15 protein-coding genes, 1 pseudogene and 2 riboswitches are annotated in these 16812 nt (G+C 32.9%); of the genes and pseudogenes, 15 read left to right on the top strand and 1 reads right to left on the bottom strand.

Features of this window, described 5'->3' with window-relative positions; genetic code table 11:
* The first annotated feature begins 30 nt into the window (after positions 1–30).
* The 6 genes and pseudogenes from larC (at position 31) to tsaA (ending at position 5782) form a co-directional block, all read left to right on the top strand.
* Positions 31–1172: pseudogene (gene larC / locus LJ207_RS09210) on the top strand (nickel pincer cofactor biosynthesis protein LarC).
* A 162-nt stretch (positions 1173–1334) separates the two neighbouring features.
* On the top strand, positions 1335–1757 hold the full coding sequence (gene nikR, locus LJ207_RS09205) for a nickel-responsive transcriptional regulator NikR (RefSeq protein ID WP_229346204.1): 423 nt from the start codon (positions 1335–1337) through the stop codon (positions 1755–1757).
* Positions 1750–2823: an ABC transporter substrate-binding protein gene (locus LJ207_RS09200; RefSeq protein WP_229346203.1), complete on the top strand. Its 1074-nt coding sequence runs from the start codon at positions 1750–1752 to the stop codon at positions 2821–2823. The genes nikR and LJ207_RS09200 overlap by 8 nt, the downstream gene beginning before the upstream one ends.
* 12 nt (positions 2824–2835) lie before the next feature.
* Positions 2836–3912 carry a FecCD family ABC transporter permease gene (locus tag LJ207_RS09195; RefSeq protein WP_229346202.1) on the top strand — a complete coding sequence of 359 codons (1077 nt, stop codon included), beginning with the start codon at positions 2836–2838 and terminating at the stop codon, positions 3910–3912.
* Complete coding sequence (locus tag LJ207_RS09190; RefSeq protein WP_229346227.1) at positions 3912–4673, top strand: ABC transporter ATP-binding protein; 762 nt, start codon at positions 3912–3914, stop codon at positions 4671–4673. Before LJ207_RS09195 ends, LJ207_RS09190 begins: the two co-directional genes overlap by 1 nt.
* A gap of 26 nt (positions 4674–4699) precedes the next feature.
* On the top strand, positions 4700–5782 hold the full coding sequence (tsaA, locus tag LJ207_RS12520; protein WP_229346201.1) for a tRNA (N6-threonylcarbamoyladenosine(37)-N6)-methyltransferase TrmO: 1083 nt from the start codon (positions 4700–4702) through the stop codon (positions 5780–5782).
* On the opposite strand, the gene LJ207_RS09180 is transcribed toward tsaA, so the two are convergent.
* Positions 5779–6540 (bottom strand): TspO-related membrane protein, encoded by a 762-nt coding sequence (locus LJ207_RS09180; RefSeq protein ID WP_229346200.1) that lies wholly within the window; start codon positions 6538–6540, stop codon positions 5779–5781. The two genes, tsaA and LJ207_RS09180, sit on opposite strands and share 4 nt — an antisense overlap.
* A gap of 183 nt (positions 6541–6723) precedes the next feature.
* Between LJ207_RS09180 and LJ207_RS09175 the strand changes: the two genes are divergently transcribed.
* From LJ207_RS09175 to LJ207_RS09135, 9 genes are all read left to right on the top strand, one after another.
* Complete coding sequence (locus LJ207_RS09175; protein ID WP_229346199.1) at positions 6724–8088, top strand: DDE-type integrase/transposase/recombinase; 1365 nt, start codon at positions 6724–6726, stop codon at positions 8086–8088.
* A gap of 507 nt (positions 8089–8595) precedes the next feature.
* Positions 8596–8789: riboswitch (cobalamin riboswitch) on the top strand.
* A 166-nt stretch (positions 8790–8955) separates the two neighbouring features.
* Positions 8956–9783 (top strand): ATP-binding cassette domain-containing protein, encoded by an 828-nt coding sequence (locus LJ207_RS09170; protein ID WP_229346198.1) that lies wholly within the window; start codon positions 8956–8958, stop codon positions 9781–9783.
* Positions 9784–9803: 20 nt separating this feature from the next.
* Positions 9804–10412: a cobalt transporter CbiM gene (cbiM, locus tag LJ207_RS09165; RefSeq protein ID WP_229346197.1), complete on the top strand. Its 609-nt coding sequence runs from the start codon at positions 9804–9806 to the stop codon at positions 10410–10412.
* Between the two features lie 35 nt (positions 10413–10447).
* On the top strand, positions 10448–11212 hold the full coding sequence (cbiQ, locus tag LJ207_RS09160) for a cobalt ECF transporter T component CbiQ (protein WP_229346196.1): 765 nt from the start codon (positions 10448–10450) through the stop codon (positions 11210–11212).
* A gap of 61 nt (positions 11213–11273) precedes the next feature.
* Complete coding sequence (locus LJ207_RS09155; RefSeq protein ID WP_229346195.1) at positions 11274–11723, top strand: hypothetical protein; 450 nt, start codon at positions 11274–11276, stop codon at positions 11721–11723.
* Position 11724: 1 nt separating this feature from the next.
* Entirely contained in the window at positions 11725–12516 is a 792-nt protein-coding gene (locus LJ207_RS09150) for a DUF4198 domain-containing protein (RefSeq protein WP_229346194.1), read from the top strand.
* A 38-nt stretch (positions 12517–12554) separates the two neighbouring features.
* Positions 12555–13244 carry an alpha-ribazole phosphatase gene (gene cobC, locus LJ207_RS09145; RefSeq protein ID WP_229346193.1) on the top strand — a complete coding sequence of 230 codons (690 nt, stop codon included), beginning with the start codon at positions 12555–12557 and terminating at the stop codon, positions 13242–13244.
* A 99-nt stretch (positions 13245–13343) separates the two neighbouring features.
* Positions 13344–13539, top strand: a riboswitch (cobalamin riboswitch).
* A 174-nt stretch (positions 13540–13713) separates the two neighbouring features.
* Positions 13714–15273, top strand: coding sequence for a cobyric acid synthase (locus LJ207_RS09140; protein ID WP_229346192.1), 1560 nt, complete (start codon positions 13714–13716; stop codon positions 15271–15273).
* A gap of 2 nt (positions 15274–15275) precedes the next feature.
* Complete coding sequence (locus LJ207_RS09135) at positions 15276–16811, top strand: cobyric acid synthase (protein WP_229346191.1); 1536 nt, start codon at positions 15276–15278, stop codon at positions 16809–16811.
* The last annotated feature ends 1 nt before the right edge of the window (position 16812 follow it).

Below are 16812 nucleotides of genomic sequence, written 5' to 3'. Positions count from 1 at the left end.
TTTGAAGTTAATTCTGGAATTAGTGGAGATATGACAATAGCCTCCCTTTTAGATCTAGGCCTGGATCAGGATAAATTTTTAAGTGAATTAGATAAATTGGGGCTTGAAGGTTACAGTATAGAAATATCAAAGGTGAAAAAAAATGGGATAGAAGCTACTGATTTTAAGGTTATAATTGAAGAACATCACGATCATCATGCTGATGCTCACAGCCATGAACATAGAAACTTTAATGATATTAAAGAAATAATTAATAAAAGCACCTTAAATGAGAAGATAAAAAAATTAAGTATTGAAATATTTGAAAAAGTTGCTCGAGCTGAAGCAAAGGTTCATGCAAGAGATATTAGTGAAGTTCATTTTCATGAAGTTGGAGCTATTGATTCTATAGTTGATATAGTAGCTACGGCAATTTTAATTAATATGCTTGATTACGATCATATTTATTCATCACCATTATCATTGGGAAGTGGATTTGTTAAAGCCGCCCATGGGATAATACCTGTTCCTGCTCCTGCAACTATAGAAATTTTAAAATGTGTACCGGTTTATTCAACTGGAGTAAAAAGCGAACTAGTAACACCTACAGGAGCAGCAATTATTAAAACTATTGCTGAAGACTTTATTGATTTACCTCAGCTTGAAATAGAAAAAATAGCATATGGAGCAGGTAAAAAAGACTTAGAAAGCACTAATGTTTTAAGGGTTTATCAGGCAAAAAAAAAACTAAAGAAGAATTACTAATCTTAGAAACAAATATTGATGATATGAGTGGAGAGATATATTCTTATCTTTTTCCAAAGCTTTTGAGTAAGGGAGCAAAAGATATTTATTTGAGTAATATTATGATGAAAAAAAATAGGCCTGCCCAAAAATTGAGTGTGTTATGTGAACAGTCAAAGCGCAAAGAAATAGAAAAAATAATTTATAGAGAAACTACAACTCTTGGTATTAGAAGAAAAAAAGTAGAGCGGAGTTGTTTAAAAAGAAAATTTTATGATTTTAATTCTACTTTTGGCAAAGTAAAGATCAAGGCAGCTTATTATGAGGGAGAATTATTAAAAATAGCTCCTGAATATGAAGAATGCAGAAAAATTGCTGAAAAAGAAGCAAAGCCTTTAAAAGATATTATGGAATTGATTAAATCTGAAGCTGCCGCAGAGCTATTTTAAGTTTTATAATTTAGAAATAATTTTTGTCCCTACTTATGTAGGGATTTTTTTTGTTTAAAAATAATTTCCAAACAAAGCAGCTCTTTTGCAGGAGAATTAACTTTTAAAAAGAACTATAGTAACACGAATCAAAAATTCGTGTTATTTCAAGGGGGTGCTCTTTTGTCTAAATTAAAAAGATTTGGAGTTTCAATTGATAAGGAATTATTAGATCAATTTGATGCTATCACTGCTGATATTTATAATAATCGCTCAGAGGCCATTAGAGATTTAATAAGAGAAAAAATAATGGAACACAAAAATAAAGAAGAAAATACTGAGGTGGCAGGTACTTTAACCCTTATTTATGATCACTATAAAAAGGGATTAACAGATAAAATGATTAAGCTTCAGCATGATTACCACTGTTTATTTAAATCTAATTTACATCTTCACCTTAACCATGATTATTGTTTAGAAGTAATAGTAGTTGAGGGTAATTACAGCAAACTTAAAGAAATAAGCTCTAAAATAAGAGCCTTAAAAGGTGTAAAACACGGCAAACTGGTTGTTAGCAATTTAAATGAGGTGGAAAATAATGCTTAAAGACTTCATCAATAAGCAAAGAAAGCTATCAATTTTATTATTATTTATTTTCTTTTGTTTTATGTTCAGCCCTAATATTTTTGGGGCAGCTGTTACCGATCTAGCTGGTAGAGAGGTTATGATTCCAGAAGAGATTGAAGAAATTATTGCAGTAGGCCCTGGAGCTTTGAGACTGGTAGTTTATTTAGAAGCAGATTCGATGGTTATTGGTATTGAAGAATTTGAAAGAAGAGATAATAATAGACCTTATAATATTGCTAAAGCTGAACTGAGAGATTTAGCTGTAATCGGTCCTCAATTTGGTGGAGATGCAGAATTAATAGCTGCAGCAGAGCCTGATTTAATTATCGCTTCCTATTTATCTAAAACAGAAGCAGATAATCTTGCTGCTAAAACTTCTATTCCCCTTGTATTAATTAATGATGAGTCAGCAGGTTCAATGAGTGAAAAAGAATTAACTGAGGCTTTAAATTTTTTAGCTCCACTTTTAAATAGAGAAAAAAGAGCTGAGGAAGTAATTAATAAATATCAGGAATATAAAAATGATCTTATAAATAGAGCTGCAGATTTTGATCAGAGCTTAAAAGAGAAAAAGCTTTATATAGGAGGAATTGGACACCGAGGAGCACAAGGAATTAGATCAACCGAAACTAATTATCTTCCCTTTCAATATCTAGATTTAGAAAATGTATTTCAGCAGGGTGATAAAAGCAATATATTTATTAGTGGAGAAGAACTTTTACTTAAAGATCCAGAGATCATATTTATTGATCAGGGTGGAATGGAATTAGTCAAAAATGATCTAAATAGAGCTGAATATGCTTATTTACAAGCAGTAACTAATAATAATTTATATGGCGTACTTCCATATAATCACTATACTACAAACTTTGCTACTGTACTGGCAGATGCTTATTATATTGCTCAGGTAATCTTTGGGCCTGACTTTATTGAAGAAGATCCAGCAGAAAAAGCAGATGAGATTTATCAATTTTTTCTTGGCGAGAAAGTCTATCAAGATATGGCAGAAATATTTGGTGGATTTAAAAATATAAGTTTTGATTAAAGAGGCTATAATATGAGTAGAGAATTTTGTGATAAGGAGAAAAAAAGAATATTAGCTGAACAGCAGGAAAATAATAAAAAAATATATCTACTTACTTTTACTTTAATAATATTGATAACTGCAGCAGCAATATATAGTCTTTTCATAGGTTCAGCCCAAATTGAATGGCGTGATATTTACAGGGTTATTTTTAGTGGGAGCAGAGGAATGGTTTATAATATCATCTGGAATATTAGATTGCCTTCAATTTTGACCTCTTTAATTGCTGGAATGGGACTGGCCCTATCCGGGGCAGTAATGCAGTGTATTTTAAAAAATCCTCTTGCCTCTCCATTTACTTTGGGAATTTCTCATGCAGCAGCATTTGGAGCAGCTTTTTCTATAGTTGTACTTGATTTTTCTGCAGTAATTGAAAATTTTGCTTTTTTAGAAGGAGTATATTTACCTTCAGCAGCAGCATTTTTATTTTCTCAGATTGCTGTTGTAATTGTACTATTTATCAGCAGACAGAATAGGGCAACAGCTGAAACAATTGTTTTAGCAGGTATAGCTCTTTCATCTCTTTTTACAGCTGGGACTACAGCTTTACAGTTTTTTGCTGATGACCTGGAACTAGCTTCAGTTATTTATTGGACTTTTGGTGATCCAGGCAGAACGACTTGGAATCAGCTGTTGATTATAACAATAGTTTTTATTATAATTACAGCCTATTTTATTTATCAGAGCTGGGATTACAGTATTTTGAATGCCGGTGATGAGGTTGCCTCAAGTTTAGGAGTAGATTCTGCTAAACTGCGTTTAACGGCAATGACAGCTGCTTCTATATTAACTGCAGTAATCATTTCTTTTGTTGGTATTATCGGTTTTATTGGCCTGGTAACCCCACATATTATCAGAAAAATAGCGGTTGGTAGTCAGAGACAACTTTTTATCAACTCAGCTCTTGCTGGGGGACTGCTTTTAATAATATCTGATAATCTGGCCAGAACAGCTTTTAGGCCGGTGGTTTTACCGGTTGGGGTTTTAACTGCATTTTTAGGAGCACCACTCTTTATCTATCTTGTTATAAAAGGGAGGCAGTATTGGTGATGCTAAAAGTTGAAAATTTAAGCTTTAGTTATAGTAGAGAAGAAGTGCTAAAAAATATTAACTTTACTGCTCAAAAGGGAGAATTAATCACCTTAATTGGCCCTAATGGCTCAGGTAAAAGTACTATTTTAAAATGCATAAATTCATATTTAAAAGTAGAACAGGGCAATATCAAAATAAAGGCTAAAGATTTGCTTTCTTACAGCAAAAATGAGCTGGCAGAAATTATTGCTTATATACCACAGCTGGAAAATTACAGTTTCCCCCTAACAGTTTTTGAAACTATTTTGATGGGAAGAAAATCACACAGCAGCTGGAGGGCCAGTCAAAAAGATAAAGAAATTACTGCAGAAGTAATAGCTAAACTTGATTTAGGTGATTTTTCTTGTACAAATATAAATAATTTAAGTGGAGGGCAAAAACAAAAAGTCTTTATAGGCCGGATGATGGCCCAGCAGGCTGATCTGATTTTATTGGATGAACCTACAAATAATCTTGATTTAAAACATCAACTTGAAATATTTGAGCTTATTCAAGCTGAGGTTGATAAAGGCAAAACTGCAGTAGTTACCATGCATGACCTTTCTCTTGTAAGTCGTTTTAGTGATAGAATTATTATGCTTAAAGATGGGAAAATCTACTCTGATGGTGACAAAAATTCTTTATCTGCTGCCAAAATCAATACTGTTTATGGAGTAGAGGTTAGTCTAAAAGAACACAATGGCAGCCAGGTTATAATACCAGAAAGAGTTGTTGTATAATATTAACAAATAAAAGGTGGGATAGAGTGAATTTAACCGAGATTGCAAAAGTTAAAAGCAAATATAAAGAGCCGATTGGGCCTGACAAAATGAAGAAAAGTGAAAGCGTAATTGAAGTAAAAGAAGAATTTCTAGATGGTCTATATGGAATCGAAGCACATGAATATCTGCAGATTTTATTTTATTTTCATAAATCAGAAGGATATGACTTAATTAGTAAGAGAAGAATCGGGGGAGAAAAAGGACTTTTTGCTTCTCGAAGTCCTCGTAGACCCAGTGGAATTGGAATTACAACTGTAGAGCTCTTAAAAAGGGAAGGCAACAAACTATATGTATATGGTCTTGATGCCATAGATGGAACTCCGGTTGTAGATATTAAGCCTTATGCATCTTTTATGGATGAAGCATCTATGTCATTACAAAAAAATAATCCTCGCTATAAAGTAGAAAAGATGATTAGATATCAAAATATAGATGAGCTTTTACTAAAAGCTGGAGAATTACACGGTCATTATTGCCCCTATCTTGCCTTAGGAGTATTAGCTGGAGTTGATGCTTTAAACAAAATGGAAGCCGCTGATGCTGGGATGGAAAAATTACTGGCAGTTTTAGAAACAAATAGCTGTTTTAGTGATGGAATACAATTTGTAAGTGGAGCTACCTTTGGCAATAATGCTTTAATCTATAGAGATATTGGTAAAACAGCAGTAACTTTTGTCAGCAGAGAAGGTAAAAATCTCCGCTATTATCTGTCTAATAATGATTTTTTAGAAAAAGATTATCCAGCAGCAAAAGAACTGTTTGAAAAAGTTGTTGCCAGAAGAGAAGGCAGCAGAGCTGAAGAAAAAGAATTAAAAGAGCTCTGGCAAAAAATTGCCTTTGAGATTATTGAAGAAGAACCAGCGAAATATTTTAAAATAGAAGAAGATATTGAAATTGATATTCCAGATTATGCTCCAATTTTTGAAGATAAGTACTGCAGCCAGTGTAAAGAAAAGATAATGGCAGCTAAAGCAGTAGAAAAAGAAGAAAAAATTTATTGTAAAAGTTGTGCTCAAGCAGAATATATGCAGCTTGATGGAAGTGGATTAATTATAAAAAACAATTAACTAAAATTATTAAAAATTAGTGCTATTATTTTTACTGTAATTATGATTATAGATAGGACTGCTGTAGTAATAACAACTAAGGCAGACTGATGGCTAGATAATTGAGCGGCAATAATTCCTGAATATGCCCAGACAATAACTAAAGAAAATGCAATATTTTGATATTTATCTAAAATAATTATTGTCAGATATAATCCCAGTAAAATAGCTGCAATAGTTGAAATAACTAAAAAATTAGCAGGCCAATCAGATTTAAAATATACTAAACTAACCATTAAATTAGCAAGAGATGCAATAAATACCCAGGCAGTATAAATACTGAAAGGTAGTTTTATAGCAAGATATTCTTTAACTGAATAATTACTGTAATTATGGATTCTTTTAAAAATTTGAAATAAAGATAAAGGTAAAATTAATATAACCAGCATTGAAAGGTAAATATAATGATAATGCCAGAGAAATAACCAGGTTATATTGGCCAGTGAGGCTAAAACAAAATAAGGGCCAGGCGAAAATTTTTCTTTTATTTCACCATTGTTTGAAAATTGGTAAATTATAAATAATAATAAGAGAAGATAAATTAACCCCCAGATAGAAAAGGTAAAACCGGCTGGTGTAAAGGGGTTTTGATAATTTGCAGAAACTTCTCCTGTAGATATATTATTTATTGGTAGATAGTTTGCTAAAAAATTAATAAGAATTGTTAAAAAGAAAGCAATACTGTTGGCAACTTTAGCAAAAGTAATTTTACTTTTCATAATTTTCCTCCTTAATTTTTAATCGTAACGTCAAATCTAAATGTTTTTTTAAAAATATAAATAGTTATCATAGTTGTCAGGTTAGGAATCTATATAAAATGCAGGAATCCCTCCCCCTGAGCTCGTAAATAGTAATTGAGAAGTCACAACCTACTACACCCAGAAAGGAAGGGATCCTAAGTTATGATTTCTCGAAAAACAACTAATTTCCTGCTTGAATTTATCATGAAAATTATCGTTAATATCTATCTCTATTTTTCAGTGCTTTTTCACGTTGACTTTGTACCCAAGAAAAAACTTGATGCTAGTTATACCAAATTCAACAGTTTTGATGATCCACTACCTGATATCGAGTATAATAATCCTGATTATCAGGAAATTATAGCTGAAGCCAGAGAAAAAGGTGAATCAATCAAACCAGTTAACAGACGCAAACCCTTAACTGTAGATGTTGAAGGATGCTCTAAATGCGGCGCTCCAAAAGAATATCTCTACAGTTTTGGCCATGATTCAGATGGTTATCAAAAGTTCCAATGTAAAGTCTGTAATCATCAGTGGGCTCCTGAAAACCCTAATGAAAGACCCAAGAACCATCCCACCTACCGCTGCCCTTTTTGCGGCTACGCTCTTTCTAAAGAAAAGGAACGCAAGCATTTTACCAAGTATAAATGCCGCAATGATGAATGTGACAAATGGCAAAATGAACATAAGCGTTATCGCTATAGAGCTTATGACTTTGATGTCGATGATCTTGAAGTTTCAAGGCCTGATAAAAAACCTGTTAATCTTGATCACTCTCACTATGGAAACTTTATCATCTCCAAAGCTATGGACTTTTATGTCGGCCTTGGACTTTCTTTAAGACAGACTAAAAGAGCTCTTAAGCTTGCTTATGATGTTTCACCTTCAGCTCAAACCATTCAGAACTGGACTGTCTCTTTAGCCTACAGACTTGGTCCTAAGATCAATGACCTTGATCTCCCTTTATCTGGTATTGTTGCTGTTGATGAAACATATGTTAAAATCAAAGGCAGCTGGCATTATCTCTTTACCGCCATCGATGGTAAAAATGGCTGTGTTATTGCTCAGCATCTCTCTGAACACAGAGATGCTAAAGGAGCAATTACCATCCTCAAAAGAATTATTGACCAATACCAGTGTCAAGATTTTGTCTTAGTTTCAGATATGGCTCCAATTTATAGAGCTGCTGTGCATGCTGCCAAAATCTTTTTTAAAACTGATATAGATCACCGACAGGTCAAAGGCCTTTTTACTGATTATGATAATTCAGATGAAGTCTACAGACCCTATAAAAACATCATCGAAAGGTTTTTCGGTACTTATAAAGCTCATTACAAGCGTCATAAAAGCTTTAGTTCTTTTGATGGTGCTCTTTCACATATCACTCTATATCAGCTTTATTTCAACTATTTAAAACCTCATAGTTCTTTTGATGATAAACCACCGCTGATAGTAGAGGGCTCAAGAGGTCAACCTATTGAATCCTGGGCTCATCTCATCAAGTGGATCAGCAAAACTGATCAGTAAATAGATAGTTTTTTGAAAAACAGACTAAATTCTTTTGGATATTTATAATTACCAAATACCATTTTTTAGAATTATTTACAACTTCAAACTTTTGACTTTTCTATCATTTTCATTATAATCATAATTAGTGGTTCTCTATTACTATTTGCTTACATTTTATGGTAACTATCATATTTTATTTGACGTTATCTTTTTAATTCTATTATTGATTTCGAGAAAATTGGGCATTACTCCTTTTTTTCTAGTTAATATTTGTTATAGGATTTATCGGCAGAAAACCGGATGTGCTTGTTTTTTGGATGAACTCCAATAATTATAATTTAGAAATATTATTATATTCTTTTTATAATGAAAAAGAATAGTCAAGAATGTTTAAAAATAAAGAGTTTTTATCAATTTTGTGATCTATAGAACTAGTTGCAAAATTTTTAAAAATTCTAATAAATTAAAATTGCAGGCAGGAATTATTATTTTAATGAAGAATATTACATATTGAGGACAATAAAACTAAATATATAATTAACAGGTGCCTCTGACCACAGTCAGAGGATAATAGGGAATCAGGTGTAAATCCTGAACGGGCCCGCCACTGTAACTGATAATTAAGTTTGGACTATTAAATACCACTTGAGCCTTAAACTCAGGGAAGGTTAAGTTCAAATGTCAGAAGTCAGGAGACCTACCTGTTTATTATACCTGCTATATCTTCGATGGCAAGGAAGGTAGGTGATTAGCTGGATGTTCAAACTCCCTCAATCTACTGTGGATTGAGGTTTTATATTTTAAGTCCGGCTGTTATCTGTATCTGATCTTACTATTGAGGTCAGATTTTTTTATTTAATTTAATTATAGATTTGAGGTGATTATTTGCAGCCAATTATTGAAGTAAAAAATTTAACATATAGTTATGATGATGGTACTAAGGCTCTTAAAGAAATTTCTTTTCAAATTAACAAAGGTAGTAAAACAGTTGTGCTAGGTCCTAATGGAGCCGGCAAGACAACATTAATGTTCCACTTAAATGCCTTGATTTTTCCTCAAGAGGGAGAACTGAAAATAGCTAATCAGTACATTAATGAAAAAAATAAAGCCTGGATTCGAGAAAATGTAGGTTTAATTATGCAGGATCCTGATGATCAGGTTTTCTGCCCAACAGTTTATGAGGATATAGCCTTTGGTTTAACAAATTTTAATAGGGTTCCTCAAGATGAAGTTGATAAGGCTATTGAAAAAGTTTTAAAAAAACTCAATATTTTTAATTTAAGAGATAAGGCTCCCTACAAATTAAGTTATGGTCAGAAGAAAAAAGTTGCTATTGCCGGAGTTTTAGCTGTAGATCCTGAAATTATGGTTTTTGATGAACCATTAGCTGCTCTCGATCCAGCTGGAAAAGATAATTTGATTTCTATTTTAAATAAATTACATGAGGCAGGTAAAACCCTTATAATTGTCAGTCATGACATAGATTTTGCAGCTCAATGGGCTGAAAACCTCTTGATTTTAAAAGATGGTAAATTATTGGCTCAAGGCAAAAGAGAGCTTCTTCAAAATAAATCTTTACTAACCAGGGCAAATCTCAGCTTAAGTACTGCAAGCCAGATTGTTTGTGATTTTCCTGAGCTTAACAGCAGTCCTTTGCCTTTAAATACAAAAGAAGCTCAAGCTAGAATTCATGAATATATAAATAAAAAATAATTTTTTTAGGAGGTTTTAAAATGCATATAGCCGAAGGTGTTCTTTCAGCTCCTGTTTTAGCAGCTGGAGCAGCCGGGGCTGCAGTTGGATCAGCATATGGACTTAAAAAATTGGATGAAGAAGATATTCCTAAGACTGCAATAGTATCAGCTGCTCTTTTTGTTGCTTCTTTGCTTCATCTTCCTTTAGGACCTACTTCTGTTCATTTAATTCTAAATGGATTTGGTGGTGTGATTTTAGGGTGGAAGATTTTTCCTGTTTTTTTGTTGGTATTATTTTTACAGGCAGTCTTATTTCAGTTTGGAGGTTTAACAGTGATTGGTGTAAATACTATTTTGACAGCTTTACCAGGCTTTTTAGCATTTTTGCTTTTTAGAATTACAGCAGGAAGCAGAGCTAAAGAAGGAAAAAAAATAATTATTGCAGGCTTTGGAGCAGGTTTTATTGCAGTACTTGGTTCTGCTCTGTTATTGATGTCAGCGCTTATAATAACAGAGGGATCATTTAGGGAATTAGCAATAGTAATTTCATTATCTTATATTCCTCTAGCTCTATTAGAAGGCAGCTTAACAGCTGTAATTATCTCTTTTTTATTAAAAAACAAACCTGAAATATTAAGAATTAATTAGAAAAAGTAACTGTAGAATTAAAGGATGTGATTAAAATGGAGGCAATTAACGAAAGCTTTGCCAGTGGAAATTCGATTTTACATCAAATTGATCCACGGATTAAGTTGATAATAATATTTTTATATGCCCTTATTATTGCTGTAAGCAGCAGTATTTTGATGCTTGGTCAGGCTCTTTTTCTCAGTATAGTTTTGCTGAGCATTGCTAGACTGGAATTTAAAAAAGTATTAAAACGTATTATATTAGTTAATATTTTCACAGGTAGTGTCTGGCTATTTATTCCTTTTAGTTATAAAGGAGAGGCAATTTTGCATATAGGTCCTTTAACGGCTTCACTTGAAGGAATATATTATGCTTTAACTATAAGTTTGCGAGCCAATTCCATAATGTTAGCTGTTATAGCCTTGCTTGCAACTTCTAAAGTAACAGATTTATTACAGGCTTTAAATTATTTTAAGTTTTCTAAAAAAATGATCTATTTGGCTTATTTTCTTTATCGTTATCTTTTTGTTTTAAAAAAAGAGTTAACTAAATTGATAAGATCTGCTAAAGCTAGAGGTTTAGAAAATAAATCTTGTTTTAAAACTTATACAGGATATTGTTATTTAATTGCAATGCTCTTAATAAAAAGTTATGATCGTTCAGAGAGGGTTTATCAGGCTATGATGGCCAGAGGTTTTAACAATAAAATTTATATTAAACAGGATTTTGATTTAAAAGCCTCAGATCTAACCTTTTTAGTTGGTTTTTTAGTTATTTTGCTTTGTTTTGTTTTAATTGATACCAGATTTTTAATTTGATTTAATTATAATGTTTTTTCTTTATTTTCATAAATTGTTATTTTAATAAAATTAGAAGGAGTTGATTAAAATTAAAAAGAAAACTGCTTATATTGCTTTAATATTTACTTTAGCATTTATTGCATTAATATTTCTGCAGGTTGATACAGCTTCAGCTCATCGTTTGATTATTGAAGAAGAGGAAGCGGGTTTAGTTAAGCTTAGTTTTGATGATGGCGGTCAGGCCTCGGAAGTTAAAATTGTTCTTGAAACAGAAGCTGGCGAAATAGTTGAAGAGGGTTATAGTGATGAAGAAGGCTATTATGAATATAGTCCTGAAACCGAAGCCCAGAAGATGATTGCAGATGATGGAATGGGACATAGAGCAGTTTTGGTATTTGGTCAGGGCCAGCAGACGTCTCTGATGGATAGTTTGCCCCTCTGGTTTAGAACCATGGGAGGAATATTACTAATTTTAGTTATAGCTGCTTTTTACTATATTTTCAAAAAAACCAGGAGAGGTGAACAATAAAATGAAAAAAATAAATTTTAAAAGAAATCTTATATACATTTTTGCTATTTTATTAGCTGTTGCTTTATCAATTCAAACAGCAGCAGCACATGAAATATTGTTAGAGTTCCCCCAGGAAGTTAATACAGGAGAATCTGTAGATATAGAAATTAGTTTTGGCCATTTTCCCGATACATATGATTCCGAACATTCTCATTTTACTAATTTAGAGGAAGGAATCCTAACTATTATATCTCCAGATGGCTCTAAAAATGATATTGACTTTAGAGCTAATGAAAAAAAGTATTATGCCGCTTACCAGCCTGAAGAGCAGGGACTTTACTGGATCGTTTTTAACAGCACTAGAGATGTTATGGATGGTACTGAAGATGGGGATGGTCTGCAGTTAAGAGATTATAATGCTAAAGCTCCTTTAATTGTAGGAGATGTTGATAAGATAACTATTCCAGAAACAGGGCTTAAAGTTAACATTGTTAATGAAGAAGGCTTTTATAATAATGCTGGAGAAGAGATTACTTTACAGTTGATATATGAGGGTGAAGCTGTCAGTGATCAATCTTTAACAGTTGTTGATCCAATAGAACAGAGCCAGTCTTTAAATAGTGATGAAGACGGTTTTGTTTCCTTTGTTCTTGAAACTGAAGGTCGCTGGATGGTACATATTTCAAACTTAACAGATGAAAATAAGAGCGGAGAATATCAGGGCCAGGAATATGATAGAAGACGTTTTAATACCGCCTTATATATAGAAGTTAAAGAAGAAAGAGGCTTTTTGGAAAGAATTTTCAATTAATTTCAAAATTAATTTTCAGATAGGCACTTCCGACGAGAGTGCTCTTTAGATTTGGCATTGGTTATGATTATGAAGAACTAAAAGTAACTATAGATGATAAAGGAGGACAGCTTTTGAAAACTGAGCTGCTTTTAATAAGACATGGAGAAACAGAGTGGAACAAAAAGTTAATTTTTCAGGGACAGAGTGATATAGAATTAAATGAGAGAGGTCGGAAAAACTCTAAAAAAAATGCAGAATTTTTAAAAATGCTTAGTTATGATCATATTTATTGTAGTGATTTAAAAAGAGCTAAAAAGACGGCCCGTTTTATAGCTAGAGAAATGGGTAAAGAAATTATTGAAGCAAAAGAAATACGAGAATTAAATTTTGGGGAATGGGAAGGTCTTGGCTTTAAAGAAATAGAAAATAAATACCCTGAAGAATTTAAGGCCTGGAAGGAGGATCCTCTGAAAAATCATCCTCCCGGTGGGGAAGAGGTAAGTAAATTTAATCACCGAGTAAATAAATTTTTTAATAATATTATAAAAAAACATAAAGGAGAAAAAATTATTGTTGTCACACATGGAGGGGTTATTAAGACTTATTTAACAGAGATAATTGAAGTACCCCCAAATAGGTTCTGGCAGTTTCAAATTGAAAACAATTCTCTTACCGAGATAAAATTCTTTGCCGATTCCGCTATTTTAAGCAAACTCAATTTCCTTTGTGGCGATAATTTTAAATAATTTCTGCTTTTTGCAGGATATTTAATCCTTGTATTGAATATTTAAATTAAGAGACAATATTTTTTTCTTGCCATTAGTTTACTAATTATTTATAAAATTAAATATATTAATACAGCAAGGTGTTTTCAGCTAAGGCTGAAAGAGAATAGGGAATCAGGTGAAAAACCTGGACGGGCCCGCCACTGTAACTGACAGAACATTTTTTTGAATCCACTCAATATTTAGCCTGGGGAAGGATATAAATTTGTTTGCTAATGTCAGGAGTCAGGAGACCTGCCTTTTGTATTATCTATCTAATCCTCGGGAACAGGAATTAATAGTGCTCATAAATTCTGAATTATAAGCATTTTATTTTCTCTGCTGATCAGAATTTTTTTATGATTATCTGTTATTTTACTCAGCCCCTGGGCTGAGTTTTTTTAATTTTTTTCAGTTTTCAATAGAAATTATGATAAGGAGAAGATTTGCAGTGAAAAATAGAGCAGATACATTAATGATTCAGGCTACAGCCTCTGATGCTGGTAAAAGTCTTTTTGCAGCAGCTTTATGCAGGATTTTTAGTCGGAGGGGGATAAAAACCGTCCCTTTTAAAGCCTGGAATATGTCGCTTAATTCATATGTAACAAAAAACGGAGGAGAAATTGGTATTGCTCAGGCACTGCAGGCTGAGGCTGCCGGACGGGAGCCCGAGGTAGATATGCAGCCTATTTTGATCAAAGCCATGGGAGATGGCCAGACCCAGGTTATAATCAGAGGAAAAGCAGATAAAAATATATATTATTCTCAGGAGAAAAAAGATTATAGAGAAATATTTGCAGAAACGATCAGGAATTCTCTGCAAAAATTGAGACAGGAAAATGACTTGATAATTATTGAGGGCGCTGGTAGTCCTGCCGAAATAAACCGCAGTGGTCCAGATTTTGCAAATATGTTTACTGCAGAAATTTATAATTCTCCTGTACTTCTGATCAGCAATATTGATCGCGGGGGAGCACTTGCTTCTCTGGTGGGAACTTTAAAACTTCTTTCTGAAAAAGAAAAAAAATTAGTCCAAGGACTTTTAATAAATAAATTTAGAGGAGATTTTGAACTTTTAAAACCTGCTCTTGGCTTTTTAAAAGAATATACGGGCAAGGAAGTTCTCGGTGTCATTCCCTATCTTAAAGATCTTAATCTACCTGAGGAAGATTCAGCATCGCTTAAAAAAAGAAGTCAAAAAAACTGCAGTAATAAAATTAAAATCGGGATAATTAGACTTCCTCATATTTCAAATTTCAGTGATTTTAATAGTCTAAAAATGGAGGCTGATGTTTATTTAGAATATATTGAAAAGGCTCAGAGTTTAAATAACTTTGATTTGATTATTATACCCGGCAGTAAAACCACAACTAAAGATCTTGATTTTATAAAGCGCTCAGGTTTAGCTGCTAAAATAAAGCTTGCAGCACAGACAGGAACACTGATTATGGGAATCTGTGGAGGATTTCAAATGCTTGGCCGCAGTCTTTATGACAAACATCAGACAGAAGGTGGCAGCAAAAAGATGGAAGGTTTAAATTTACTTCCAATTGATACAGAATTTTTGCCTGATAAAACAACTCATCAGGTTGAAGCAGTTTTGAATAATAAACTAGAAAAAATTGAGCCTTTTTCTGGTTTTGATTTTAATAAAAACTTAAAGGGTTATGAGATTCATATGGGTATTACAAAATATTTAGAGAAGAGCAAACCATTATTTGAGCTGCAGAAACGCTCTGGAGAAAAGGTAAAAATAATGGATGGTGCTGTCGATTTAGAAGGTAACTGTATTGGTAGTTATTTGCATGGTTTGTTTGATAATGACAGTTTTCGCAGATCTTTAATTAATTATTTAAAAGAAAAGAAAAATCTTTCTTTAAATAAGGAGAAAGCTAAAAGTCTCAAAAACTCTTATCATGATAATCTGCAGAAAGAGCTTAACAGGCTAGCAGACATTGTTGAAAGCAGAGTAGATATTGATAAACTTTTAAATTTAAGCAGAAGGAGTTAATTATGACAGCAGCTATTATGTTTCAAGGTACAGCATCAGATGCAGGTAAAAGTATAATAACAGCAGCAGCCTGCAGGGTATTAGCTCAGGATGGATATCTTGTGGCACCATTTAAATCACAGAATATGTCTTTAAATTCCTGGATAACAAAAGATGGTAAAGAAATAGCGGTTGCCCAGACAGTGCAGGCAGAAGCCGCTCAGGTTGAGCCAATTGTAGAAATGAGTCCAATACTTCTAAAACCAAATGCAGATAATAATTCTCAGGTGATTTTAAAGGGAAAACTGTATAAAAATATGAATGCCGCAGATTATTTTGCCTCTAAAGATAAATTGCTTGAGATAATCGAAGCAGCGCTGGCTGTACTGAAAAACAACTATGAGGTACTGGTACTTGAAGGTGGTGGAAACCCTGCCGAGGTGAACTTAAGAGATAAAGACCTGGTAAATATGAAAGCTGCTGAACTTGCAGATTCCCCAGTAATTCTGATAGCTGATATTGATAAAGGGGGAGTTTTTGCTTCTATTATTGGTACTCTTGATCTGTTAACTGAAGAAGAAAGAGAGAGAGTCAAAGGAATTATAGTTAATAAGTTTCGAGGTGATCCAGAGAAGTTTTTGCAGGGAGTAAAGCTGATTGAAGAACTTACTTCTAAAAAGGTGCTTGGTGTTCTGCCATATTTAGAAGAGCTGGACCTTCCTGCTGAAGACAGTCTCGAAAATAATATTTTTAACAATACAAATGATCAACTTGACATAGTGGTTATTGCCTATCCTCAGATGTCTAATTTTACTGATTTCGATTATTTTAAGGCTGAAAAAGGAGTGCAGCTTCGCTATGTCAGAAGGGCAGATGAAATTGCTAATCCAGACCTGCTTATTTTGCCGGGAAGCAAAACAACTATTAAAGATCTTAAATATCTTTATAGTTCAAAAATGGCTGAGCAAATAAAAGAACTTGCCAGAAAAGACAAAGATATAATCGGAATCTGTGGAGGTTATCAGATGCTTGGTAAGGAAATTAGAGATCCTGAAAATTTTGAAATAAGTTCCAGAAGTATAAATGCTTTAAATCTACTTAATATTAAAACAGTTTTGGCTGCAGAAAAAGTGACCAATCAGGTAACGGCAAACTCGATAAATAATTTACCTTTTGAGGCTGATGCTGCTTATAAAAATTTGAGTGGTTTTGAGATTCATCAGGGTAGGACGATCAGAGATTCTAATGTTAAGCCTGTTTTTAGACTGCAGAGAAAGTTAGAAACTTTTGATTCAGTTAAGAGTCAGCCCGATGGTGCGATTAATGATAAAGGTAATATTTGGGGTACATATATTCATGATATTTTCAAAAATGATGAATTTAGAAAGGCTTTAATAAGCCATCTTTTTGCAAAGAAAGGTTTAACACCTCCTGAGGCCAATAATAAAACTGCTTTAGAAATCAGAGAAGAGAATTATAATTATCTGGCAGATATGTTTAGGAAATATATTGATATGGAATCATTTTACAAAATAATTTTTGAAAATAAAAGCTGGTGAT

Origin of the sequence: Halanaerobium polyolivorans (assembly GCF_020711195.1) — a bacterium.
Classification (GTDB): domain Bacteria; phylum Bacillota; class Halanaerobiia; order Halanaerobiales; family Halanaerobiaceae; genus Halanaerobium; species Halanaerobium polyolivorans.
This window is presented reverse-complemented; position numbering and strand designations above follow the sequence as displayed.